The sequence below is a fragment of the Gemmatimonadota bacterium genome (assembly GCA_016720805.1).
Lineage (GTDB): Bacteria > Gemmatimonadota > Gemmatimonadetes > Gemmatimonadales > GWC2-71-9 > Palsa-1233.
Genome location: JADKJZ010000016.1, coordinates 1 through 23,898 on the forward strand (window position 1 = coordinate 1; position 23,898 = coordinate 23,898).

23 protein-coding genes and 1 pseudogene are annotated in these 23,898 nt (G+C 67.9%); all 24 read right to left on the reverse strand.

The features are described 5' to 3' along the window. Positions 1–191: hypothetical protein (locus tag IPP98_16390; GenBank protein MBL0180663.1), on the reverse strand; the 191-nt coding region annotated here is incomplete at its 3' end. 5 nt (positions 192–196) lie between these two features. Then, on the reverse strand, positions 197–1,138 hold the full coding sequence (locus IPP98_16395; GenBank protein ID MBL0180664.1) for a hypothetical protein: 942 nt from the start codon (positions 1,136–1,138) through the stop codon (positions 197–199). Between the two features lie 85 nt (positions 1,139–1,223). After that, positions 1,224–2,279: a PAS domain-containing protein gene (locus IPP98_16400; GenBank protein ID MBL0180665.1), complete on the reverse strand. Its 1,056-nt coding sequence runs from the start codon at positions 2,277–2,279 to the stop codon at positions 1,224–1,226. A gap of 92 nt (positions 2,280–2,371) precedes the next feature. Beyond that, a pseudogene (gene fabF / locus IPP98_16405) lies at positions 2,372–3,608 on the reverse strand (beta-ketoacyl-ACP synthase II). Between the two features lies 1 nt (position 3,609). Next, positions 3,610–3,849, reverse strand: coding sequence for an acyl carrier protein (locus IPP98_16410; protein ID MBL0180666.1), 240 nt, complete (start codon positions 3,847–3,849; stop codon positions 3,610–3,612). A gap of 37 nt (positions 3,850–3,886) precedes the next feature. Continuing rightward, positions 3,887–4,630, reverse strand: a complete 744-nt coding sequence (gene fabG, locus IPP98_16415) for a 3-oxoacyl-[acyl-carrier-protein] reductase (GenBank protein ID MBL0180667.1) — start codon at positions 4,628–4,630, stop codon at positions 3,887–3,889. After that, positions 4,627–5,511: an ACP S-malonyltransferase gene (locus tag IPP98_16420; protein MBL0180668.1), complete on the reverse strand. Its 885-nt coding sequence runs from the start codon at positions 5,509–5,511 to the stop codon at positions 4,627–4,629. Before IPP98_16420 ends, fabG begins: the two co-directional genes overlap by 4 nt. A 41-nt stretch (positions 5,512–5,552) precedes the next feature. Continuing rightward, positions 5,553–6,545, reverse strand: coding sequence for a ketoacyl-ACP synthase III (locus IPP98_16425; protein MBL0180669.1), 993 nt, complete (start codon positions 6,543–6,545; stop codon positions 5,553–5,555). Continuing rightward, positions 6,542–7,555 (reverse strand): phosphate acyltransferase PlsX, encoded by a 1,014-nt coding sequence (plsX, locus tag IPP98_16430; protein MBL0180670.1) that lies wholly within the window; start codon positions 7,553–7,555, stop codon positions 6,542–6,544. The genes IPP98_16425 and plsX overlap by 4 nt, the downstream gene beginning before the upstream one ends. A gap of 3 nt (positions 7,556–7,558) precedes the next feature. Next, positions 7,559–7,741, reverse strand: a complete 183-nt coding sequence (gene rpmF, locus IPP98_16435; protein MBL0180671.1) for a 50S ribosomal protein L32 — start codon at positions 7,739–7,741, stop codon at positions 7,559–7,561. 7 nt (positions 7,742–7,748) lie between these two features. Continuing rightward, on the reverse strand, positions 7,749–8,216 hold the full coding sequence (locus IPP98_16440; GenBank protein ID MBL0180672.1) for a DUF177 domain-containing protein: 468 nt from the start codon (positions 8,214–8,216) through the stop codon (positions 7,749–7,751). Positions 8,217–8,259: 43 nt separating this feature from the next. Then, positions 8,260–8,694, reverse strand: a complete 435-nt coding sequence (gene ndk, locus IPP98_16445; protein MBL0180673.1) for a nucleoside-diphosphate kinase — start codon at positions 8,692–8,694, stop codon at positions 8,260–8,262. Between the two features lie 115 nt (positions 8,695–8,809). Then, positions 8,810–9,682: a succinate--CoA ligase subunit alpha gene (gene sucD / locus IPP98_16450; GenBank protein ID MBL0180674.1), complete on the reverse strand. Its 873-nt coding sequence runs from the start codon at positions 9,680–9,682 to the stop codon at positions 8,810–8,812. Continuing rightward, a complete protein-coding gene (sucC, locus tag IPP98_16455) occupies positions 9,679–10,818 on the reverse strand; it encodes an ADP-forming succinate--CoA ligase subunit beta (protein MBL0180675.1) in 1,140 nt (379 codons plus the stop codon). The genes sucD and sucC overlap by 4 nt, the downstream gene beginning before the upstream one ends. A 97-nt stretch (positions 10,819–10,915) precedes the next feature. Next, positions 10,916–13,303, reverse strand: coding sequence for a UPF0182 family protein (locus tag IPP98_16460; GenBank protein ID MBL0180676.1), 2,388 nt, complete (start codon positions 13,301–13,303; stop codon positions 10,916–10,918). A 4-nt stretch (positions 13,304–13,307) separates the two neighbouring features. Continuing rightward, positions 13,308–14,678 (reverse strand): phosphomannomutase/phosphoglucomutase, encoded by a 1,371-nt coding sequence (locus IPP98_16465; GenBank protein ID MBL0180677.1) that lies wholly within the window; start codon positions 14,676–14,678, stop codon positions 13,308–13,310. A gap of 11 nt (positions 14,679–14,689) precedes the next feature. Further along, positions 14,690–16,195, reverse strand: a complete 1,506-nt coding sequence (locus IPP98_16470; protein ID MBL0180678.1) for an NADH-quinone oxidoreductase subunit N — start codon at positions 16,193–16,195, stop codon at positions 14,690–14,692. Further along, positions 16,192–17,757: an NADH-quinone oxidoreductase subunit M gene (locus tag IPP98_16475; protein ID MBL0180679.1), complete on the reverse strand. Its 1,566-nt coding sequence runs from the start codon at positions 17,755–17,757 to the stop codon at positions 16,192–16,194. Before IPP98_16475 ends, IPP98_16470 begins: the two co-directional genes overlap by 4 nt. 3 nt (positions 17,758–17,760) lie before the next feature. Beyond that, complete coding sequence (gene nuoL, locus IPP98_16480) at positions 17,761–19,731, reverse strand: NADH-quinone oxidoreductase subunit L (GenBank protein MBL0180680.1); 1,971 nt, start codon at positions 19,729–19,731, stop codon at positions 17,761–17,763. A gap of 3 nt (positions 19,732–19,734) precedes the next feature. Further along, entirely contained in the window at positions 19,735–20,031 is a 297-nt protein-coding gene (nuoK, locus tag IPP98_16485; GenBank protein MBL0180681.1) for an NADH-quinone oxidoreductase subunit NuoK, read from the reverse strand. Then, positions 20,031–20,591, reverse strand: coding sequence for an NADH-quinone oxidoreductase subunit J (locus IPP98_16490; protein ID MBL0180682.1), 561 nt, complete (start codon positions 20,589–20,591; stop codon positions 20,031–20,033). The genes nuoK and IPP98_16490 overlap by 1 nt, the downstream gene beginning before the upstream one ends. Before the next feature lies 1 nt (position 20,592). Next, complete coding sequence (locus IPP98_16495; GenBank protein MBL0180683.1) at positions 20,593–21,078, reverse strand: NADH-quinone oxidoreductase subunit I; 486 nt, start codon at positions 21,076–21,078, stop codon at positions 20,593–20,595. A 20-nt stretch (positions 21,079–21,098) separates the two neighbouring features. Then, the gene (nuoH, locus tag IPP98_16500; GenBank protein ID MBL0180684.1) at positions 21,099–22,340 is read right to left on the reverse strand and encodes an NADH-quinone oxidoreductase subunit NuoH; all 1,242 of its coding nucleotides are present in this window, start codon (positions 22,338–22,340) and stop codon (positions 21,099–21,101) included. After that, positions 22,337–23,896, reverse strand: coding sequence for a (2Fe-2S)-binding protein (locus tag IPP98_16505; protein ID MBL0180685.1), 1,560 nt, complete (start codon positions 23,894–23,896; stop codon positions 22,337–22,339). Before IPP98_16505 ends, nuoH begins: the two co-directional genes overlap by 4 nt. Positions 23,897–23,898: the final 2 nt, after the last annotated feature.

Here is a 23,898-nt window from a genome sequence, read left to right on the forward strand (position 1 = left end):
TACCCTCCCAACCACCTCCGCACCTTCGTCACCAACTCTTCCGGCGTGAACGGTTTCGGCAGGAACAGCACGTCACCATACTCAGCGGCCACGGGTTCTTCGCCAGGCCCGACATCGGCAAGCACCTTCATCTGCGGATGCCGCTCGCGAATCCGGCGCGACAGCTCGCCGCCCATTCCCGGCATCACCATGTCGGTCAGCAGCTGTCGATCGTGCCACCATGGCTCGCGTCGAGCGCGAGGGCCTCCGCCCCGCTCGCGGCACTGAGCACGACATACCCGAGCTGCGTCAGCACCCGATCGACGAGCTTTCGCACCTGCGCCTCATCCTCCGCGACCAGGATCGTCGCGCCACCAGCCGCCCGCTTCTCCGCCGCAGCTGCAGTGGCCGCCGACTCGGCTTCCGCCGCCGCCCGCGGGAAGACCAGTCGGAACAGCGCCCCTTCGCCGACCGTCGACTGCACCTCGATCCGTCCGCCCGCCTGCTCCATGATGCCGTAGCAGGTCGCCAGGCCGAGGCCGGTGCCCTGCCCCGCCGGCTTCGTCGTGAAGAACGGCTCGAAGAGGTGCGCGAGCACTTCCGGCGCAATGCCCTGACCGGTATCGCGGAAGGTCAGGTGCACCTCGTCGCGAATGGCCAACGCCTGGATGGTGAGCGTGCCGCCCTCGGGCATCGCATCCCGCGCGTTGACCGCCAAGTTGGTCAGCAACTGATCGCCCTGCGTCGGGTCGATGAGGATGGGGGCCGGGTCCGGAGAGAGGCGAATGCTGAGTGCGACACTGTCGCCCACCAGCTGCCGCAAGCGGCGATTCGCGTCGAGGATCAGCGCGTTGACGTCCACCACGCGCGGCTGGACCACCTGCCGACGCGCGAACGCCAGCAGTTGCGCGGTGAGGTCCGCCGCGCGGGCCGAGGAGCGAACGATCTCCTGCACGTCGGCCAGCGCGTCGGGCTGATCGGCCACGCGCTCCTCGAGCAGGTGGCCGTAGCCGGAGATCGCCGTGATCAGGTTGTTGAAGTCGTGCGCGATCCCGCCGGCCAGTCGGCCGATCGACTCGAGCCGTGCCGCCTCGGTCAGCCGCCGTTCGAGCTTCCGCTGCTCCGTCACGTCGCGGATGATCGTCAGGACGCACCGCATCCCGTCGATGTCAACGAGGGCCGACCGCCAGACGGGTCTCGCGGACCGCGCCATCCGGGACGCACCAGCGCGACGGCGAAATCCGTCAGCGTGCCGTCGCGCGAAATGGCCCGCACCATCGCCTCGCGGTCGGCCGGCGCGTCGGCCAGAGCTTCAGCTCCACGGCCGAGCGCCCGAGGACCTCGTCCCGACTCCGCCCCGTGAGCTCAACAAAGCCCTCGTTGACTTCGAGCAGCACGCCATCGGCGAAGCGCGTGAGCGCGACACCATCGGGCGTCAGTGAAAAGAGTCGCGAGAACTTCTCCTCGCCCCGAAGGCGCTCCGCCTCGGCGCGTGCGTCGCGACGCCCCACCAGGACGAGGGCCAATCCGCCGGCAAGGAGCACGAGGGCCACCAACGCCGTGCGCATCGGGAAGACGCGCTCCTGGATCGTCGTGCCCCAACCGCCAGTGGGCATCGCCAGCAGTTGCCACTGTCGGCCCGAGAACGCGACCGATGCCCGGATGGCCAGGCCATTCGCCCCGACCAGCGTTGAATCGCCGACGATCAGCGCGCCGCGTTCGTCGACGAGCGCACTCCGGATATTGGGAAGATTCTCGAGTCCGGCCTCGACGGCGATCGGCGCCAGTCGCACCACCACGGCCGCCACCGCGATCACCGAGCCGTTCTCGGCACGGGCAGCGAGCCGCCCGACGAGCCCGGTCCCGCCCTGGTACAGCTCGGTGGGCCCGGACACGACGATGCCCGGCTCGGTCAGCGCGCGCCGGAAGTCGGCGACCGTGCCCTCTCGCGAATCCTGCATCACGTTCCGACCGCTCGCCTGTTCGTTGCCGAGCTGCGGCCAGATGTGCGTGATCGTTCCGTCGGGAGCGACAAACTGCACTGCGAGCACGCTGGGCACATCCCGAAGGATGTCCTCCGCGAAGCGGTCGAATTCCTCCGCCCGATCGGGCTTGTCCCAGTGGATTTCGAGGAAGGACGAAAGACCGTGCAACAGCGCCATCCGACCGCGCAATGACGTCTCGAGCGCTGTGGCCGTCGGTACCACTTCGTTGCGCACCGACTCACGCAGCAGTTCGGTGCGCACTCCGGCGTACCAGCGGTCCGCGGACACGGCGATCGCGCCGGTGACGGCGATCACGATCAGCGCCGTCGTCCAGGCCGAGAAACCAGCACCCCCCCGACGGCGTTCACCGCGGGGGGGCAAAGGGGCCGGAGGGGCCGGGGTCACCATCAGAGAGCTCGGACCGCCAACGTCACGTTGTGGCCGCCGAAGCCGAAGGAGTTCGAGAGCGCCACCCGCACGGGCTGGCTCCGCTTCACATTCGGCACGCAATCCAGGTCGCACTCGGGATCGGGATCGTCGTTGTTGATGGTCGGCGGGATCTCCCCCGTGCGAGCCACCAGCAACGACACCACGGCCTCGATCGCGCCGGCCGCGCCCAGCGCGTGTCCGGTCATCGACTTGGTCGAGGCAAAGATGAGCCGCTTCGCCTGGTCGCCGAAGACCGCCTTGACCGCGTTCGTCTCGGCGATGTCGCCCTGCGGCGTCGAGGTGCCGTGGGCGTTGATGTAGTCGACCTCGTCGAGTGCGATGTTCCGCTTTCCAGGCACATCTGCATCGCCTGCATCGCGCCATGACCGTCCGACGGCGGTGAGGTGATGTGATAGGCGTCACCCGACGCGCCGTAGCCGATGACCTCGCCGAGGATCGTCGCGCCGCGGGCCTTGGCGTGCTCGTATTCCTCGAGCACCATCATCCCGGCACCATCGGCGAGGACGAAGCCGTCGCGTCCGCGATCGAACGGGCGTGACGCCTGGCCGGCTCGTCGTTGCGCGTGGAGAGCGCCTTCATGTTGCCAAACGCCGCCACCGTCAGGCCGGTGATCGCGGCCTCGCAGCCGCCCGCCAGCATCACGTCGGAGATGCCACCCTTGATCAACTGCCACGACGTCCCGATGGCGTGGGCGCCCGAGGCGCATGCCGAGACGGTGGCGAAGTTGGGGCCGCGCAGGTTGTAGCGGATGGACGCCAGGCCGGCCGCGATGTCGGGAATGAACATCGGGACGAAGAACGGCGAGACGCGGTCGGGCCCCTTGGTGAGGTAGGCCTCGACGTTGTCGGTGAAGGTCTGCATCCCGCCGATGCCGGCCCCGATGATGCAGCCGGCCTTGGCGGGATTGATGCTGCCCGGCTCCGCGAGTCCGGCCTGCACCATCGCCTGATGGGCGGCGGCCAGGCCGTACTGCGCGAAGAGATCGTAGCGTCGTGCTTCCTTCTTGTCGATGTAGGGGAGCGGATCGAACCCCTTCACCTCGCACGCGAAACGCACCGACGAACGGACGGGATCGAACTTCGTGATCGGCGCCGCGCCGGAGACACCCGCGAGCAGGTTCGTCCAGGACTCGTCCACGGTCAGCCCCACCGGGGTCACCAGGCCGAGTCCCGTCACCACGACGCGGCGCGTCAAATCACTTCCCCAGCTTGTCGTTCAGGTACTTCAGCGCATCCCCCACGGTCCGCAGCTTCTCGGCGTCTTCGTCCGGGATGTCGATGTCGAATTCCTTCTCGAAGGCCATCACCAGCTCGACGGTATCCAGGGAGTCGGCGCCGAGATCCTCCATGAACGAGGCCTCCGGGGAGAGCTTCTCGCGCTCGACACCCAGCTCCTCGACAATGATGTCCTTGACCTTCTCCGCCACGTCACTCATGTGATGCCTCTGTGCGTTGTGTGAACGATGAACCAGCTCAGCCGATCATGCCGCCGTCGACCACCAGGACCTGCCCGGTGATGTAGGCACCCATCTCCGACGCGAGGAACGCGACGGTTCCTGCGATGTCCGCCGGGGCGCCGAGGCGACCCAACGGGATGGACTCCAATAATGCCGCCCGGGCCGTCTCCGGCAAGGAGGCCGTCATGTCCGTCTCGATGAACCCCGGGGCGATGCAGTTCACCAGGACGCCCCGGGCCGCATACTCCTTCGCGACCGACTTCGAAAAGCCGATCAGCCCCGCCTTGCTGGCCGCATAATTGGCCTGCCCGGCGTTGCCGGTGATACCGACGACGGAGGTGATGTTGACGATCCGCCCGAAGCGGCGCTTCATCATCCCTTTGATCACCGCCTGCGTGGCCACGAAGGCCCCCGTCAGGTTGGCGGCGAGCACCTCATCCCAGTCGGCCTGGCCGAGCCGGATGAGGAGGTTGTCGCGAGTCAGGCCGGCGTTGTTGACCAGGATGTCGATCGGGCCGAGCTCCGCCTCACAGGCGGCGATGGCGGCCCGGATCGAATCGGGCTGGGTAACGTCGCAGGCGAAGCCCCGGGCACGAGGGCCGATCGCCGCCGCGACCTCGGTCGCGTTCGCCGCCGACCGACCGACCACAGCCACTTGCGCGCCAGCGGCGTGCAGCGTCTCCGCGATCGCACGGCCGATGCCGCGCGTGCTGCCGGTCACGAACGCAATGCGCCCGGTGAGATCAAGCGGAAGGCTCATGAGGCGAGGAAGGTCTCGAGGTCGGCAGCGGTCCCGAGCGGCGTACAGGACGCCTCGGGGACGATGCGCTTGAGGAGGCCGGTGAGCACACTGCCCGGGCCGATCTCGAGCCAGCGTGCGTCGGGATACTCCCGCGCGATCCGCTGCATCGAGGCGACCCAGCGCACCGGGGCGGTCAACTGATCACCGAGCAGCCGGATGGCGTCGTCGCGATCGTCCACCAGCTCGGCCGTGGCGTTGGCGCAGACCGGGAAGGCGGGCGTCCGGAAGGGAGCCACATCGAGCGCATCGCGGAGGCCACGCACGGCGCTCTCCATCAGCGGCGAGTGAAACGCCCCGCTGACCTTGAGCGTCAACACGCGCTTGGCCCCGGCGGCCTTGCAGGCCTCGCCGCCACGCTCAACGGCTGCGGGGTCGCCGGAGATGACCGTCTGGTCCGGGGCATTCTGGTTCGCGGCGACGACCACACCATCGCCCGCCGCCGTGGCCTCGACGCAGCAGCGCTCGACGATGGCCGTGTCGAGCCCGAGCACCGCGGCCATCGCCCCCGGACGCGCCCGCCCCGCCTCGTACATCAGCGCGCCACGACGGCGCACCAGCACGGCCGCATCGGTCGCTTCGAGGGCACCGGCAGCGACCCAGGCACTGTACTCGCCGAGCGAGTGTCCGGCCGCAGCAGCGACGGGACCGAGCTTGCCGCTGAGGACCGCCAGCACCGCCGCAGAATGGGCGAGAATCGCCGGCTGCGCGTTGTGGGTCAGCGTGAGGTCGGCCTCAGGCCCATCCCACATCAACGCGCTCAGCGGGGTCGAGAGTTCGTCGTCGATTCGCTGCAGGACATCGCGGGCGGCCGGAAAGGCGTCGGCGAGGTCCCGCGTCATGCCGACCTTCTGCGATCCCTGCCCGGGGAACAGGAGGACGGTTACCACCGCACCACCACGCTGCCCCAGGTGAAGCCCGCGCCGAACGCGACGAGCATCACGACCATCCCCGGCTTGAGCCGGCCCTCGAGCACGGCCTGCGTCACCGCGAGCGGAATCGAGGCCGATGAGGTGTTGCCGTAGCGGTCAAGATTGACGAACACCTTCTCCATCGGGATGCCAGCATGCTTGGCAGTCGCCTCGATGATGCGGAGGTTCGCCTGATGCGGAATCAGGAGGTCGATGTCGTCCGCGCTCATCCCGGCCTGGCGGATCGCCTCGTCGGTGGAGCGGCTCATCGCCAGCACTGCGGCCTTGAAGACCTCGCGGCCGGCCATCTTGATCAGGTGACGCTTTTCGCGCACCAGCTCTTCCGTCAGCGGATCGGCGGCGCCGCCACCGGGGATATGCAGCAGCTCGGCGAGCTTGCCATCGGCGCCCAGGTAGGCCGAGAGAATGCCGCGTTCCCCACCCTGCACGCGCTGCACGATCCCCGCGCCGGCGCCATCCCCGAAGAGGATGGCCGTGCCGCGGTCTTCCGGGTCGACGATGCTGGACAACTTCTCGGCGCCGACCACGAGGATCGTGTCGCCGTGGCCGGTCGCCATCAGGCCCTCGGCGATGGTCAGCCCGTAGACCCACCCCGGGCATGCCGCCACGACATCCACCGCCCAGCAGCCTTCGATGCCAAGCGCCGCCTGCAAGTCACAGGCGGCCGACGGCAGGCGATGATCCGGAGAGACCGTCGCGAAGACGATCCCGTCGAGATCCGCCGCCGTGAGACCCGCCATGGCGAGCGCCTGCTGGGCGGCAACCAGGGAGTAACTGGTCAGCGTCTCGAAGCGCTCGGCGATGTGACGCTGCTTGATGCCGGTGCGCTCGGTGATCCAGGCGTCGGAGGTGTCGAGCGTCTTCTCGAGGTCGGCGTTGGTCACGATCCGGCTCGGGGCGGCGGAGCCAACGCCGATGATCGCCGCGATGGGGCGAGTGATCATCCGGCCACCGGGGCATCGCGCATCGACAGCTCCGTAGCGATGTGATCACTCAGACCGACCCGCACCGAGTTGACGGCGTAGCGGATGGCGTTCTTGATGGCAATCGGGGTCGAGGAGCCGTGGCAGACGATCTGGACGCCCTTCACACCGAGGAGCGGCGCACCGCCGACCTCGGAGTAGTCCAGAAAGCGCATCAGCGGCGCCATCTCGGGCGACTTCAGCAGCCCGGGGCTCTCCGCCTTGAGCACGCGGCCGAGCACCTTCCCCATCGACTCGTAGAACTTGAGCAGGATGTTGCCGACGAAGCCGTCGCAGACGACGACATCGATGCGGCCATGCGTCGGGTGGCCGACGACGACGTCGCGACCCTCGATGTTCCCGATGTAATTGAGGCGCGGATGGGCCTTGAGGGCGGCATGCGCCTCGCGGACCACAGCGTTCCCCTTCTCGTCTTCCTCGCCGACATTCAGCAGGCCGACCTTCGGCTCAGGCCGTCCCATGACGTCCCGCGCATAGATCGACCCGAGGTAGGCGAAGTTGAGGAGTTCCTTGGCGGTGCAGTCGACGTTCGCACCGGCGTCCAGGACGAGCACATAGCCGTCGGGCGCCGGGAAGGACGAGGCGACGGTCGCGCGATCGACACCGTCATGGAGGCCGAGGAGGATGGTGCCACCGGCGAGCAGGGCGCCGGTGTTGCCGGCCGAGACGAAGGCATCGGCAGCACCGTCCCGGTGCAGGCCGAGGCCGATCACCAGTGACGAATTGGGCTTCTTGCGCACGGCCGACAGCGGCTTCTCGGCCATGCCCACGACCTCGGCGGCCGGGACCACCGTGAGGCGGCTCCGGTCGAGATCGGGATAGCGCGCCAATTCTGCCTCGACCGCGTCGGGCTGGCCGACGAGGAGCAGGGAGAATTCCGGCGGCAACTCGCGGAGGGCAAGCGCCGCGCCGGCCACTTCCGTAGCCGGCGCATGGTCGCCCCCCATCGCGTCGAGCGCGACGCGAATCACGGCCTAGTTGTCCTCGACCTCAACGCGCTTCTTGCCCGCGTAGTACCCGCAGGACGGGCAGACCCGGTGCGAGAGCTTGGGCGCGCTGCAACGCGAACAGGGCTGCGTCGCCATGCCGGCACCGGTGTGGTGCCCACGGCGCAAGCGCTTGCGCGACTTCGAGAGTTTCCGCTTCGGAACGGCCATCGGTGCCTCAGTTGGTCGTGCCAGCCGTGCACGCGCACGGACCGGCGTTCAAATCTGCCCCACAGGTGAGACAGAGTCCTGCACACTCCGGGCGGCAGAGCGGAAAGGGCTGCACCCGCAACACCAGCTCCTCACGCACCGCCTGCCCCAGATCCACCTCGCTCGACGAGACCGCCAGTGGATAGACACTGGGATCTTCAAGCAGCTCTTCGTTGGCCGAGAAGACCACCTCGACCGCTTCGTCGAGCAGCTGCACGAGCGGCTCCAGGCAGCGGCGGCATTCTCCTGCCACGTGCGCCGTCAGATGTCCGTGCCAGAGCACGTCATCGCCAGCCGTCCCCTGCAGCCACCCCCCAACCTCCACCGGACCCACGAGGTCGAGGGTCAACCCCTCGAACAACGGATGGTCCGCCGGGACCGTCGCCGCCGTGGCGACCGGTCCGTCCTGCAATTGGCGAAGATCGAACGAAAGCATAGCCCTCAAAGCTAGCAGACGAGACGCCCTTCGGTCAACCCGGTCAGACCACTCCGAGGAGAGCTAACTCACGCTCGGGAAAGAAGAAAGCAATCTCGCGGGCGGCGTTCTCGTCGCTGTCGGAGCCGTGGACCGCGTTCTTCCCCTTCGACTCGGCGAACAGCTTCCGGATGGTGCCTGCGGCCGCCTCGGCCGGATCGGTCGCCCCGATCGCCGTCCGCCACGCCAGGACCGCGTCCGGTGCCTCAAGCGCCATCGCGACCACGGGACCCGAGCTCATGAACTCGACCAGCTCGCCATAGAAGCCACGCTCCCGGTGGACCGCGTAGAACGCCTCAGCCTCGACCCGGGTCAGGCGGAGCATCCGCATCGCCTTGATGGCGAATCCGGACTTTTCCACATGGGCCAGGATCGCGCCAGCATTGCCAGCGGCCACGGCGTCGGGCTTGAGCATGGCGAAAGTAAGCTTTCCAGCCATTCGTTGAACTCCCAAAAAGTGAGTCGTTGGTCGTTGGTCGTTAGTCATTAGAGGAAACCACTCCTAACGACTAACGACTAACGCCTAATGACTTTAAGTGCTTTGACCTAAGAGACTACTTGAGCTTCCCTTTCAGCAGCCCCACCACATCGACCGGCCGCCGCATGATCCCCATGCCGGCGGACTCGAACGCCGCGAACTTCTCTTCGGCGGTGCCGCTCGCCCCGGAGATGATCGCACCGGCATGACCCATCCGGCGGCCCGGAGGCGCGGTCGCCCCCGCCACGAAGCCGACGACCGGCTTCTTGACGTTGGCCTTGATGTAGTCCGCGGCTTCCTGCTCCGCCGTCCCGCCGATCTCGCCCATCATCACGATGGCCTCGGTCTTCGGGTCGGCATTGAAGGCGGCCAGGACGTCGATGAAGTTGGTCCCGACGATCGGGTCGCCGCCGATCCCGACGCAGGTGCTCTGGCCGAGGCCGGCCTTGGTCAGGTGGTGGACGATCTCGTAGGTCAGCGTGCCGGAGCGCGAGACCAGGCCGATCGGGCCCGGGGTGCAGATCGAGCCGGGGATGATGCCGACCTTGGCCTCACCCGGGGTGATCATGCCGGGGCAGTTCGGGCCGATGAGGCGAATGTTCCGCTCGGCCAGGTACGGCATGACCGTGGTCATGTCGAGCACCGGGACCCCTTCAGTGATGCAGACGACGACCGGGATCCCGGCGTCGGCCGCTTCCATCATCGCGCCGGCCGCCATCGCGGGCGGGACGTAGATCACCGAGCAGTTCGCGCCCGTTGCCTTCACGGCCTCGGCAACGGTGTTGAACACCGGCACCTTGTTCTCGAAGGTCTGGCCGCCCTTCCCCGGCGTGACGCCGGCGACGACGTTGGTGCCGTACTCGAGCATCTGCCGAGCGTGGAACGACCCTTCACGGCCCGTGATGCCCTGCACCACCAGGCGCGTGTCCTTGTTGATCCAGATGCTCACGCGGCCTCCTTGGCAAGCGCCACGGCCTTCGAGACCGCCGCGTCCATGTCATTCATCGCCACCATCCCGACGCTCTCGAGGATCTTGAAGGCCTCGGCCTCGTTGGTCCCGGTGAGCCGGATGACGATCGGCACCTTCACCTCGAACTGCTTGGTCGCGGCCACGATCCCGTTGGCCACGTCGTCGGTGCGCGTGATGCCGCCGAAGATGTTGAACAGGATGACCTTCACGCTCGGATCGGAGGTGATGATCTTCAGGGCGTTGACGACCTTCTCCGGATTCGACGAGCCGCCGATGTCCAGGAAGTTGGCCGGTTCGCCGCCGTAGTACTTGACCAGGTCCATCGTCGCCATCGCGAGCCCCGCGCCATTCACCACGCAGCCGACGTTGCCGTCGAGCTTGATGAAGGTCAGGTTGGCCCGGCGGGCCTGCACTTCGCTCGGCTCCTCGGCCGACTCGTCGCGGAGCACCGCGAGGTCGGGGCGACGATCAAGTTCGTTGTCATCGATGATGATCTTCGCGTCGAGCGCGAGCACCTTGCCGTCCGGCGTCGTCACCAGCGGGTTGATCTCCGCCAGCGAGCAGCCGTTCGCCATGAACACCTGGTACAGCTGGGTCATGATCTTCGTGGCAGCCTTGACGTGATTCCAGTCGCGGTAGAGCGCCAATGCCAACTGCAGCGCCTGATGCGGCAGCAGCCCGTAGCGCGGATCGACCGCAAGCTTGGTGATCTTCTCAGGGGTCTTGGCGGCGACTTCCTCGATGTCGACGCCACCGGCGTCCGACACCATGAAGACCGGCTTCTGCGAGGCGCGGTCGAGGATGAGGCCGACGTAGCTCTCGGTCGCGATCTCGGCGGCCGGGACCACCAGGACCTTGTTGACCACGAGGCCCTTGATCGTCATGCCGAGGATCTGCGAGGCGCACTCAAGCGCCTCGGCCGGATTGCGCGCGAGCTTGACGCCGCCCGCCTTGCCGCGGCCGCCGACATGGACCTGCGCCTTGACGACCACCGTGCCACCCAAACGCCGGGCGATCGCCTCGGCCTCGGTCGGCGTGGAAGCGACGTCGCCGTCGAACATGGGAATCCCGGCGACCTTGAGGAGGTCGCGGGCCTGATATTCATGAAGGTTCACGTACACCTCGGGAGTGTGTCTCGAGCCTCAACCACGAAAAATCCGAGCAAAGCCCCCGAAAATAGCCGCGCGGGGGCCGCATCGCCACTTCGCCGTGCTACTTCGGCGGCTCCGGCGCCAGCACCTTGCGCAGCGCCTCGAACGCCCGGCCAAAGGCGGTCAGGTCGCCCCGTGCGAGCGCGGAATCGGCGCGCGCCATCCATTCCCGGGCCTTGAGCCAACGCTCCGCCTCGGCGACGGCGGATTCGGGGGGCTTTGGCGCGCCCGGATCGCCCAGGAGCTCGGCCCACGCCGACTCCGGGTCGCGAGCGGCAGTCGCCCGCTCCCCGACGGAGGCCGCCACGGCGAGGGCGGTGACCCTTCCGAACCGGTTGACCGCGATGATCGGCTGCCAGGCCATCAGCCCCCTGGGCCCCGGGTACCAGCGTACCGTCCCGGGGATGATCGAGTCACGGGCGGCCCGGGCCGAGTCCCGCCACCGGGAAAGGATCGGCAACCGATTCCAGCGACGCTCGGCTTCTCGGGCGTTCTCCGCGCCCGGCCCTTCCTGCCGACCGACCTCGAGCCGCATGATGCCATTCCGTCGCGACGCCGTCAGGATGGTCGCCAGCGCCTGCCGGGCCGGGTCCTCCATGGCGCTCTGCCACCCCGGGCCGTCCGTCGACGACCAGACCGGCACGGGCGACTCTGGCGGTCCATCGACCTCGCGCCGCCCGGGCCGCTTCCCGAAGTGCCACGCCGGCCCCTCGAGGATGCGAAGCTGCGCTTCCATGAGCAGTCGCGGATAGCGCAATTCCGCGATGATGGGCTGAGGCAGCGGGCTCGTCTCGACCAGCGGTCCGAGGATGCGGGCCCACGCCTTGGCGAGCGCATCGGCCGCTGGGTCGAGATAGACCCGTACCGCCCCCGACTCCGGCTCCATGAGGGCAATGAACCCGGGCTTGACCCCAGCCACCGCGCGCCCTCCCCAACGACCATGGGTCGCGAGGGGATACTCGCTCAGGGGGATGACGCCCTGCACCACCCAGACGGCGCGGCCCTCCACGATCAGCATCTCGCCCGGGAGCCACGAGACCATCGGCATCAGCGCCGCCGCGCGATCACTCGGGTCGAGCAGCCAATCGACTCGTCCCGAGGGTGATGGTCGCAGCAGGCCGCCCGCCTGACGCCCCCAGGCGAGCATGATGCGTCGGAAGACGCCGCTGGTCGAGACGCCGCTGGCCGTGGCCTGCCACTCGGGCGCGCCAGGCCGGACCCGCACTCGATCCAGTGCGATGCGCGTGACAATGCTGCTGCTGTCCTGAAGCGGAGCGCGCGCATCGCGCACCGTGAGCGCCTCGAACACGGGGCCGCGTGTGCGTCTCGCAATCGCCAGGTGCCACACCGCGGACAGGGTGTCGCCGTGCCGATCGCTCCCGGGGGTCACGGCCAGCAGGGTCGCACCCTGGCCATCGACCACCTGCCGCAGCGTGGTCTGGTCCCACCGTCCGGTCACCGGTGGCAGCGTGTCCGTGGCGACGGAAGCGGCGACGGCATTGATTCCCCACGCATCCGCGGTGGCGTTTCGGATATCCGCATCGGCGGTCGGCACCGGTGCGGTCGGTTCACTCATCGCCGGCACCACCCATCGTTCGACGACCATGGCCGTGCCGAGCACGATCCACCCGGCGAGGAGCAAGGAGGTGCGACCGCGGAGCGCCCACGTGGCCGACATGACCGCCACCGCGATGGCCGCCCCCATCAGCGCCTGCGAGGCGAGCTCGCGCACGCTCAGCACCACCATCGGCAGCGGCTCCTGCATGGCGGCCACGGCGAGCCAAGGGTGCAGCATCGCACCCACACCGACGGCGATCGCCAACACCGTGATCAATGCGCCGAGATGATATCGGCTGTGTGGGTGCACGACGAGCTGCCCGCCCTGTCGACGGATGCCGCCCGTGATGGTATAGAGCAACGTGATCATCGCCAGCGCGAGGACCACCAGCGTGACGAAATAGTCGTAGCCGATCTGCCACACCGGGAGCTGTGCGACGAAGACGCCAAGGTCGGCGCCGGAGGTCGGCTCGAGCCGCCCGAAGCGGAGTCCCTGCCACGCCAAGGCGATGGGGGCGCGCCAAGTGCGCGCCCCAGTGCCCGTCATCCCGCCGAGCAGCACTCCCATGCCCACGGCCCACAGCGTGAGCGCGCGGGGGGAGATCGCAACCGGGATCTCTTCCTGCCCGACGCGCTGCGCCAAGGTGACCGACGCGATCCCGCGCACCACCCAGAGGGCGTGCGCGATGAACCACGCCGAGGCCACGGCGATGGCGCCGAGCTCGAGCATCCAGCCCAAAAGCATCCACTCGGAGACGGCCTGGGCGGCCGCCGGAGAGATCGCGGCCGCCCACCAGCGGGCCGTAAGCAGGACCGCGAGGAGTCGGCCCAGGATGAGCACCACCACCACTGCCCCGCCCACGGCGAGGAGCCGCCGTGCGCGCGGCGTCATGCGCCTAGGCCCCGATGCCCCGCGTGGCGAGCCAGGCCGTCATCTCGGCGTGGTGCGCGTCGCGTGCCGCAGCCGACGTCCCCTCGAATCGGAGCACCAGGATCGGCTGCGTATTGGATGCGCGGAGGAGCCCCCAGCCGTCGGGGTACCGGATCCGCACGCCATCGATGGTGACCACGGGATAGCGCGCTGCGAAGTGGTCGGCGGCCGCCTCGACAATCGCGAACTTCGTCTCGTCGCTGCAATCGACCCGGAGCTCGGGGGTGGCGAACGTCTCCGGCAGGTCGGCCAAGAGCGCCGCAAGGCCGCCTGGCCCGTGGGAGACGATTTCGCAGAGCCGAGCGGCGGCAAAGAGGGCGTCATCGAATCCGAGCCAATCCCCGCCGAAGAAGATGTGACCGCTCATCTCGCCGGCAAGCGGCGCCGCCTCTTCCTTCATCTTCGCCTTGATCAGCGAGTGCCCGGTCTTCCACATGACCGGCCGTGCACCGGCCGCCGTCAGGGCCGCCGGCAGGGACTCGGAGCACTTCACGTCGAAGATCACCGGCACGCCCGGCCCGAACCGCCGCACGGCATCGCGGCCGTAGAGGACCAGCAACTGATCGCCCCAGATGGGACGGGCCGATTCATCGACCGCGCCGATGCGATCACCATCGCCGTCGAAGGCGATGCCGAGCTCGGCACCGTGCGCGCGCACCGCCTCCTGCAGGTCGACGAGATTCTCGAGGACCGTCGGATCGGGATGATGATTCGGAAAGGTCCCGTCGCTCTCCGCGAAGAGCGGGACCACATCGACACCGAGTGCCTGCAACGTGGAGATGGCGATCAACGCCGCCGCGCCATTGCCGCAGTCGACCACGGCCTTCACCGGGCGCGCCAGGCTGTGCCGCGACACGATCGCCTCGCGATAGCGGCCAAGGATCGAGGCGTCGCTCGCGTGGCGCCCGACTCCGGTGGCGTACTGCTCGACGGCGATTCGCTCCCAAAGCTGCTGGATCGCCTCGCCGTGCATCGAGCCACCGGTGATCACCATCTTGAAGCCGTTGAACTCCGGCGGATTGTGCGAGCCAGTGACCTGGACGCCCCCATCCGTCGCGAGCGCCTGCACCGCGAAGTAGAGCGCCGGCGTCGGCAGCGTGCCGACATCGATCGCGGTACCGCCGGCGGCCACGATTCCTTCACGAACCGCCGCCGCGAGCGCATCGCCAGAGGGGCGGTTGTCGCGACCCACCACCAGCACCGGCGGACGGCCGAAGCGTTCGGTCACCACTGACGCGAAACCGCGCCCGAGGTGGTGGGCCAGCTCCGGCGTCAGCTGATCGCCGACGGTGCCCCGGACGTCGTATTCACGAAAGACCGTGCGCGGAAAGAGCATGGTGTGCTCCCTCAGCGCGTCATGATGGGCGTGGCGATGGCGCGCAACTGGCCGGCCGTCTGCCCCGCGAAGTCCAGCACCGGCTGCGGCCAGACGCCGAGCACCACGATCGCGGCGATGCACACCGCGACCGCCACCTTGGCCGGCAACGGGAAGCGGATGCTCTGGTGGGCCTGCCGGGTCCGCGTGGGCTTCAGCGTCATCGAGAGGACCACCGGGAGATAGTAGCCGATCGAGATGCCGCTGCCGAGCATGGCGACGACCGGGAGCAGCACCTCACCCTGACGCAGCGTGGCAGAGATCAGGAACCACTTGCCGATGAAGCCGAAGGTCCCCGGAAAGCCGAGCAGTGAGAGCATGCAGAGCGACAGGCCGAGCGAGGCAAAGGGCCGCACGGCGTAGAGCCCTTCGAGGTCGGTCAACTGCACCGTGCGGGCGCCGGCGCGCTCGATCGAGGCGAGGATGCCGAAGGCGGCCACCGTCGTGATCGAGTACGCGATCAGGTAGACCATGACCGATGCGGTGCCTTCGTTGCTGTTGGCATAGAGCGCGAGGAAGAGGTAGCCGGCGTGCGCAATCGCGCTGTACGCCAGCATCCGCTTCAGCGACGTCTGCGCCAGGGCGACCAGGTTGCCGATGAGGATGGTGACGATCGCCAGCCCGGCGAGAATCGGTCGCCACAGCTCGACGTAGGCCGGAAACGCCTCGGCCAGGAGGCGCGCCAGGGCAAGAAAGGCCGCAGCCTTGACGCCGCTGGCCATGAACGAAGTCACCGGCGTCGGCGCCCCCTCGTACACATCGGGTGCCCAGGCGTGGAATGGCACGGCCGCCACCTTGAACGCGAAGCCGACAAGCAGGAGGCCCATCCCGAACTTCGCCATCAGCGTCGGCGGCGTGCTGGCCAACTGCGCGCCGATGAGCGCGAAGTTGAACTGGCCGGTCGCGCCGTAGGTGAGCGCGATCCCGTACAGCAGGAAGCCGGAGGCAAAGGAGCCGATCAGGAAGTACTTGAGCGCCGCCTCGGCGGAGGCGCGCCGGGTCCGGTCGTACCCGGCCAGCACGTACACCGAGATCGACATCACTTCGAGGCCGAGGAACAGCACCGTCATGTCGACCGCGCCGGCGAGCAGCATCATGCCGACCGTCGCGAGCATCAGCAGGACATAGTACTCCGGCGCGAGGATGCCCTGCCGCTCGAGCCAACGGAGCGACATGATGGTGACGGCGAAGCCGATGCCCAGGAGCAGCGCGTCGCTGGCGAAGCGGAAGCCGTCGAGCGCGACCATCATCGCCAGGCCGTCGGGGTGCGCCCCGATCGCCGCCAGGTAAGCGGTGCCGGCACCGGCCAAGAGGTAGCCGCCGAGGGAGAGGACGCCGACGAGTCGCATGTCCTGTGCGGTGCGATGGCGCCAGCCGACGACAAGCAGCACCACGAGCGACCACGCCGTGAGCAGCAGCTCCGGGAGCAGGGCGAGTGTGGCCCCGGCCGGCGTCGACAGATCGATCGGGGTGTTCATCGGACACCTCCCGGGCGGATGCCAACCGGCCCAGGGAGCGGTGCGGGCGGCAGCGAGGGCTCGATCATTTCCACGTAGCGCTTGACCGCGCTCTCGGTCCGCCGAAGCAGCGGGCCCGGATAGAGTCCGATCCAGACCATGGCCGCGATGAGCGGCGTCAGTACGGCGATCTCACGGATGTTGAGATCGCCGATCCCCTCGTTCGCCGGATTGGTGAAGCGATTGAAGAAGACGCGCTGGGTGGCCCAGAGCATGTAGGCCGCCGAGAAGACCACGGCGGTCGTCGCAACCCCCACCAGCACGGGGTACCGGCCAAACGAGCCGATCAGCACCAGGAATTCACCGACGAAGCCGTTCAGCCCGGGCAATCCGATCGAGGAGAACGCGGTGATCACGAAGGCGAGCGACATCAGCGGCGCCACCCGCGCGAGACCGCCGAACTCGGAGATCATCCGGGTGTGCCGTCGTTCGTAGAGCATGCCGATGATGAAGAAGAGCGCGCCGGTGGAGATGCCGTGCGAGACCATGACCATCATGGCCCCCTGAACGCTCTCGACCGTGCTCCCCCAGATCCCCAGCATGACGAAGCCCAGGTGGGAGACGGAGGAATAGGCGACCAGCCGCTTCAGATCGGGTTGGACCATCGCCACGAGGGCGGCGTACACGATGCCGACGACCGCGAGCGTCGTCATCACCATCCCGGTGGTCTTCGAGAGGGCGAAGGCCGGGACGAATGGAATCGCGAACCGCAGGAAGCCGTAGGTCCCCATCTTGAGCAGGATCACGGCGAGGTCGACCGAGCCGGCGGTTGGCGCCTCGGTGTGCGCATCCGGCAGCCAGGTGTGGAACGGGAAGAGCGGCACCTTGACCGCGAAGGCCAGGGCGAAGGCGACGAACAGCCAGCCGCCCCACGGTGCCATCACGTCGGCATGTTCGAGGAGGTGCGCATAGGCAAACGAGTACGTGCCCGTCGCCTTCCCAACCTGGAAGACCATCCACAGGATCGCCACCAGCATGAGCAGCGACCCGACGAAGGTGTAGATGACGAACTTGGTCGCCGCGTAGAGCCGGTTCGAGCTGCCCCAGATGCCGATCATGAAATACATCGGGATCAGCAGCAGTTCCCAGAAGGTGTAGAAGAGGAAGAGGTCGAGCGAGACGAAGACGCCGAGCATCCCCGCCTTCATCGCGAGGAGCAAGGCATAGAAGCCGCGTTGCTTCTGGTCGATGCTCCGCCAGCTGCCCCAGACGACCAGCGGCATCATCACGACGGAGAGCAGCACCATCAGCACGGAGATGCCGTCGATGCCGACGCGGTAGCCAATGCCGTAGCCGGAGAGCCATGGCACGTCGGTGACGAACTGCATCCCCCCATTGGCGGGATCGAAGGCCCACCAGAGGCCGATGCCGAGGAAGAACTCCAGCAGGGCGACGGTGAGCGCGATCCAGCGCGCCGCCTTGACCGGAAAGAGCAGGACGAGGGGCATCCCGATCAGCGGGAGCACCAGCAGCACGTGCAGGATCCAGCGATCGTAGCCGATGCCAGCGAGGAAGGCGGCCATCGGTCAGCCCACCAGGGTGCGGAGGATGATGACCACCCCGGCCGCGAAGAGGGTGACGTACAGGGCGGTCTGCCCGTTCTGCAATCGCGAGCCGAGCCAGCCGAGACCCTGCGCCAGTCGCGCCGTCCCGCCGACCCCCATTCGATCGACGAGGAACTGGTCGAAGCCCTTCCAGAGCACCGTGCGGGAGAACCACACCGTGGGACCGACGAAGAGCTTGGCGTACAGTTCGTCGATGAAGTACTTGCCGTTGAGCAGGCGCCAGAGCCCCCGTTCAGCCGGCTGCGCCGCGGGGAGCGGAATCGCCTGGCCCAGCGTGATCCGCACCCCGAGGGCGAGCCCGGTCAACGCGATCAGCACGGCGCCGCCGATCAGGTACAACTCCGTGTTGCCATGCGGCAGGACGAGGGGATCCATGAGCTGGGTCGCGCCTTCGGTGACCGGCTCGAGCCAATGCTCCAGCGCCGCGGACCCGCCCACAAAGCTCGGCAGGTTGAGCATTCCGCCCGCGACGCTCAGCACGCCGAGGACGGCGAGCGGCACGGTCATGATCGCCGGCGCCTCGTGCAGATGCGCCTCGACGCCGTCGCCGCTGCGGAACTTGCCGAGGAAGGTCATCGCGATCAGGCGCGCCATGTAGAACGCCGTCATCAGCGCTGCCGCGAGGCCAAGGAGCCACGAGACGAAGTAGACCGGGTTGTGCTCCCCGCGCACGAAGGCGGCGGTGAGAATCTCGTCCTTCGAGAAGAAGCCGGAGAGCGGTGGCACGCCGGCGATCGCCAGCGTCGCCAGCGTCATCAACAGGAAGGTCCACGGCATCGCCTTCCGGAGGCCGCCCATGTTGCGCATGTCCTGGGCGTCGCCGTGCGCATGGGCGTGATGCTGTGCCGAATGCATCGTGTGGATCACGCTGCCGGCGCCGAGGAAGAGCAGCGCCTTGAAGAAGGCGTGCGTCACCAGGTGGAAGATGCCGGCCGAGAAGGCACCGGTCCCCACCCCGAGGAACATGTAGCCGAGCTGCGAGACGGTCGAGTAGGCCAGGACCTTCTTGATGTCGTATTGGCGGAGGCCGATGGTCGCGGCGAAGAACGCCGTCAGCGCACCTGTGATCGCCACCACCTCCAGCGCCACCGGGGCCAGCGCGAAGATCACCCCCGTGCGGACCACCAGGAAGACACCGGCGGTGACCATCGTCGCCGCGTGGATGAGGGCGGAGACCGGCGTCGGGCCGGCCATGGCGTCGGGCAGCCAGACGAAGAGCGGGATCTGCGCCGACTTGCCGGTGCAGCCCAGGAAGAGGAAGAGGGCGATCGTCGTGGCGATGGTGCCGGCGTACGGGAGCACCGCCGGCGCCCGCAGCGCGAGCTGGGCGTAGTCGAGCGTCCCGACGTACCACCAGAGCATGAACATCGCGATGAGCACGCCGAAGTCGCCGATCCGGTTGGCCAGAAAGGCCTTCTTCCCGGCATCCGCATTGGCGTCGATGTCGAACCAGAAGCCGATCAGCAGGTACGAGCAGAGCCCGACACCCTCCCAGCCGATGAAGGAGACCGGCAGCGAGGCACCGAGCACCAGCACCAGCATGAAGGCGACGAAGAGATTCAGGTACGCGAAGTAGCGCGCGTAGCCCGGATCGTCGTGCATGTAGCCGACGGAGAAGAGATGGATCAGCGAGCCGACCCCGGTGATCACGAGCAGGAGGACCACCGAGAGGCGATCCACCTGGAGCGCCAGGTCGATGCTCAGCGCATCGGAGACCGGCATCCATTGCCAGAGCATCACCTTGACCGGTTCCCCGGCACCCGCGGCCGACTCGCGGAAGACCGCCAGCGCGACCGCAAAGGCGCCGAGCAGCACGCCGACACCGATGAGCGAGACCACTCCCTTCGCCTGCGGCCGCTTGAACGCGATGACGCCGTTGGCGACGGCGCCGAGCAACGGCAGGAGGATGGCGAGCCAGATGTATGGCGTCACGCCTCAGCCCTTGAGCAAGTTGAACTGCCGGAGATCGACCGACTGCACATGTCGGAAGATCGCGAGAATGATGGCCAGGCCGACGGCCGCCTCGGCCGCCGCCACCGTCATCACGAAGAAGACCATGATCTGGCCGCTGGTGCCGTGCACCTGCGCCAATGCCACCAGCGCCAGGTTCACGGCGTTGAGCATCAACTCGACGCACATGAAGACGACGATGGCGTTGCGGCGCATCAGCACGCCCACCACGCCGAGTGCGAACAGGACGGCCGAGAGTGCGAGGGAAGGACCGAGCAGCATCAGAGCCTCTTCTTCGCGAGGACGACGGCGCCGATGACGGCCGCCAGCAACAGCACCGAGGTGATCTCGAACGGAATCAGGTACCCCTGGAAGAGCGGCTCCGCGATCCGGCCGACCACCCCGCGCGGATCCGGCATCGCCTGGGCCGCGGAGGGGAAGACGTAGGCGGGGACCGCCATCGAATCGGGCATCGTGGAGAACTCGCGCGCCAGCCGTTCCGGCGAGTAGGCCCTGAGTCGAACGAGTTCGGCACCCATGAACGACGCGATCCCGCCGGCCACCAGCCAGGCCGGCCACCGCTTCCACTCGCGCGGGACCGGCTCGATGTTGAGCAGCATGATCACGAAGAGGAAGAGCACCATCACCGCGCCGGCGTAGACCAGCACCTGGATCGCCGCGATGAATTCCGCGTTCAGCAGGACGTAGATCCCCGCGAGCGCAAACATCGTCGAGACCAGCCAGAGTGCCGACGCGACCGCGTTGGTCCGCGTGATGCAGAGGAGGGCCGATGCCACGGCCCAGGAGGCGAAGATCCAGAAGACGAGCGTGACGGCGTTCATCTCACTCGCCTCGCGGATCGGAGGGATCCCACAGCGACGAGACGGGATGGACCTGCGCCGAGAGCCGCTCCAGATCGTAGACGAAGCGGTCGCGCGAATATTCGGCGTTCTCGTAGTGCACGCCGACATGGATCGCCTCTTCGGGGCAGACTTCCTGGCAGTAGCCGCAGAAGACGCACCGGAACTCGTCGATCTCGTAGATCAGCGGGTAGCGGTTCCCTGCCTCATCCTCGCCCGGCACCAGCTTGATGCAGTTGGCCGGACAGATCTGCGGGCAGAGGCCGCAGGCGACGCACTTGGATCGCCCCTGCTCATCGGTGAGCATCCGGTGGGTCCCGCGCCACCGCGTGGCGAGGCGCCAGTCGTCCGTGCTCTTCTGTTCGGGGTACTGCATGGTGAAGCGCGGCTGGAACATGTGCTTGAACGTCAGCACCATCCCCTTGAGCGTGGCCCGCAGGTACGAGACCTCGCGGTCCGGCCGATGCATCACCTTCACGCCGATGGCCATTACTCCTCCCCGGTGGTGCGCGCGGCCAGTCGGACCGGCCGCATCGGGGTGCTCACACCCCGCACGACCCGGCCACGATCCAGCACGAAGATCAACAGCCACCCCAGGACCACGTTCAACCCGAGCAACCCGAACGCCTGCGCCCGCGGCGTGGTCCAGCCGAGCCCGCGGTCCAGGCCCCAGATCGCCCCGGCCGTCACCAGGATGTAGGCGAGCGCCAGCGGCAGCAGGACCTTCCAGCCCAGCGACATCAGCTGGTCGTAGCGGAAGCGCGGCAGCGTCCAGCGGATCCACATCACGAAGAAGATCCAGAAGAACATCTTGCCGAAGAAGAAGAGATGGGTCACCAGCGTCTGGGCGAGGCCGCCCTGCTGGTCCCAGGTCGTGAACGGGATGTCCCAGCCGCCGAAGAAGAGCGTGGTCAGCATCGCCGAAATCGTCACGATGTGGGCGAACTCGGCGATCATGAACATCGAGAACTTCATCGCCGAGTACTCGGTGTGGTACCCGGTCACCAGCTCCGACTCGGCCTCGGGCAGGTCGAACGGCAGGCGGTTGGTCTCGGCGAAGCCGGCGATGAGGAAGACGAAGAACGAGATGAAGAGCGGGCCGACGAACCAGAGTCCCGCCTGCTGCTTGGCGATGATCTCGCTGAAGGAGACGTTGCCGGTCAGCAGCAGCAGCGGAATGAGCGAGAGCCCCATCGCGACTTCGTAGGAGATCATCTGCGCCGACGCGCGCAAGCCGCCAAGGAGCGAGTACTTGCTGTTCGACGACCAGCCGGCCAGCGCCACGCCGTAGACGCCGAGAGAGGAGATGGCGAGTACGAAGAGGAAACCCACCGGCAGGTCGGCGATCGAGATCGTCATCGGACCGTCGAAGGTGGCACGGCCGATCAGCGGCAGGGTGATGTCGAAGTGGAGCGGCAACGGCGCGGCCAGCGGAATCACCGCCAACAGCATCAGTGCCGGAATGAAGGAGAAGGCCGGCGCCAACATGAAGAGCGCCCCGCTGGCGCCCGCCGGACGGGTCTCTTCCTTGATGAAGTTCTTGAGGCCGTCGGCCGCGGGCTGCAGGATGCCGAAGGGCCCCACCCGGTTCGGGCCCGGCCGGTTCTGCATCCACCCTGCCACCTTCCGCTCCATCAACGTCATCAGCGCGACGCCCACCAGCAACACCGTGAAGATGACGAGCAACCTGATGACGGAAACCAGCAGGAATCCCTTCATGTCGGGACTCATGCCGTCACCCCCGCGCCCGTGACCACGCGGCCGGTGAGGCCCAGGTCGCGGTGCGTCATCCCGGCGAAGGGTGCCAGCGCGCCGAACGCATCGGACGCGGTGGCCGGGGCTTCGCGCTCAGGCGCGTTGAGCGCCCAGGCCTCCCAGCAGACACGCCACGCCGGCCAGGCCATCCCGGGTGCCGGACGCGCCGGGAGGAAGCGCTGGGCACGACCATCGCGATTCACGTAGACACCCTGCTCCTCGACCATCGCGGTGATCGGCAGGACCAGCGCGGCAGGGCCCAGGCGTGGGTCGGCCACGGTGGCGAGGTGCACGACTGCGCCACCCGACGCGACCGACGCCGCCTCGGCGTCATCCAGTTCAACATCCAGCACGACCACCAGCGCCGCACTGGTTGCCGCCGCCACCGCTCCGGCGAAGTCACGACCGATGCCGAGCAGTTCGGCACCGCCAAGATTGGCGGCGCGTTCGGCGCGGAGCGCCAGATTCGGAATGGTCCCGATCGGCGCTTCAGGGCCGAGGGGCACCTTCATGGCGGCGGTGACCCGGTGCCCGCCCAGCAACTGAAGCGCCGCCCCCAACGATTCCACCGACGCGCGGCCACCGGCGAGCAGCACCACGGGCCCTTCGACGTTCCGCACCAGCGCGGCGAGTCCTTCCAGGGCACTCGGCCAGTCGGTGGCGTGGTGGCGGGTGCCGTCGTGCGCCATCGGCGCCTCGACCCGATCCCCACGGTTCATCCAGCGATAGTCCCTGCGGCCGGTGTCACAGATGAAGTGGCGATTGACCTCGAGATTGGCGCGGGGGCGCAAGCGCACCACCGCGTCGTCACGGGTGTCGACCATGATGTTGCATCCCTGCGTGCAGCCGGGGCAGATCGACGCCGTCTTGTCGAGGTCCCAGGCGCGGGCCTTGTGCAGAAAGTCCTTCGAGACGAGCGAGCCGACCGGGCAGAGGTCGACCACGTTGCCGGCCCAATCATGATCGAGCAGCGCGCTCGGATCGATGCCGATATAGGCCCGGTCGCCCCGCTCGGAGACGTTCAGCACCTTCTCGCCGGCGACGTTGCTCATGAAGCGGACGCAACGGGTGCAGAGGATGCAGCGGTTGGCGACGTAGAGGATGTCGGGACCGAAATCCTCGACCGGATTGTAGCGCTTCGGGTAGTCACCATAGCGCGAGGCGGCCTGCCCTTCCTGGAAGACGAAGTCCTGCAGCTCGCACTCACCTGCCTGGTCGCAGACCGGGCAATCGAGCGGGTGGTTGATCAGCAGGAACTCCAACACTCCCTCGCGCGCCTTCTTCGCCGCCGGTGAGTGGACGTGGATCACCTGGCCATCGGCGATCGGCGTCACGCAGGACGGCACCAGCTTCGGGAACTTCTCGATCTCGACCAGGCACATCCGACAGACGGCCGGCGACGGCAGCGAGGGATGGTAGCAGTAGTGCGGGACCAGGACGCCGGCCTGCTTGGCAGCCTCGATGATGGAGGTGCCCTTGGGCACCGTCACCTGCACGCCTTCGATCGTGACCGACACCATCTCGATGGTCATCG

Coding starts and splice junctions, on each gene's coding strand:
- IPP98_16395 (MBL0180664.1), bottom strand. CDS start 1,138: ATGCGGTGCGTCCTGACGATCATCCGCGACGTGACGGAGCAGCGGAAG.
- nuoH (MBL0180684.1), bottom strand. CDS start 22,340: ATGAGTCCCGACATGAAGGGATTCCTGCTGGTTTCCGTCATCAGGTTG.
- IPP98_16425 (MBL0180669.1), bottom strand. CDS start 6,545: ATGATCACTCGCCCCATCGCGGCGATCATCGGCGTTGGCTCCGCCGCC.
- IPP98_16490 (MBL0180682.1), bottom strand. CDS start 20,591: ATGAACGCCGTCACGCTCGTCTTCTGGATCTTCGCCTCCTGGGCCGTG.
- IPP98_16465 (MBL0180677.1), bottom strand. CDS start 14,678: ATGCTCTTTCCGCGCACGGTCTTTCGTGAATACGACGTCCGGGGCACC.
- nuoK (MBL0180681.1), bottom strand. CDS start 20,031: ATGCTGCTCGGTCCTTCCCTCGCACTCTCGGCCGTCCTGTTCGCACTC.
- IPP98_16460 (MBL0180676.1), bottom strand. CDS start 13,303: ATGACGCCGCGCGCACGGCGGCTCCTCGCCGTGGGCGGGGCAGTGGTG.
- IPP98_16475 (MBL0180679.1), bottom strand. CDS start 17,757: ATGGCCGCCTTCCTCGCTGGCATCGGCTACGATCGCTGGATCCTGCAC.
- IPP98_16495 (MBL0180683.1), bottom strand. CDS start 21,078: ATGCATCGGCCGGACCGCGAGGTCTCGTACCTGCGGGCCACGCTCAAG.
- IPP98_16505 (MBL0180685.1), bottom strand. CDS start 23,896: ATGACCATCGAGATGGTGTCGGTCACGATCGAAGGCGTGCAGGTGACG.
- IPP98_16420 (MBL0180668.1), bottom strand. CDS start 5,511: ATGACGCGGGACCTCGCCGACGCCTTTCCGGCCGCCCGCGATGTCCTG.
- fabG (MBL0180667.1), bottom strand. CDS start 4,630: ATGAGCCTTCCGCTTGATCTCACCGGGCGCATTGCGTTCGTGACCGGC.
- ndk (MBL0180673.1), bottom strand. CDS start 8,694: ATGGCTGGAAAGCTTACTTTCGCCATGCTCAAGCCCGACGCCGTGGCC.
- IPP98_16440 (MBL0180672.1), bottom strand. CDS start 8,216: ATGCTTTCGTTCGATCTTCGCCAATTGCAGGACGGACCGGTCGCCACG.
- IPP98_16410 (MBL0180666.1), bottom strand. CDS start 3,849: ATGAGTGACGTGGCGGAGAAGGTCAAGGACATCATTGTCGAGGAGCTG.
- rpmF (MBL0180671.1), bottom strand. CDS start 7,741: ATGGCCGTTCCGAAGCGGAAACTCTCGAAGTCGCGCAAGCGCTTGCGC.
- IPP98_16470 (MBL0180678.1), bottom strand. CDS start 16,195: ATGAACACCCCGATCGATCTGTCGACGCCGGCCGGGGCCACACTCGCC.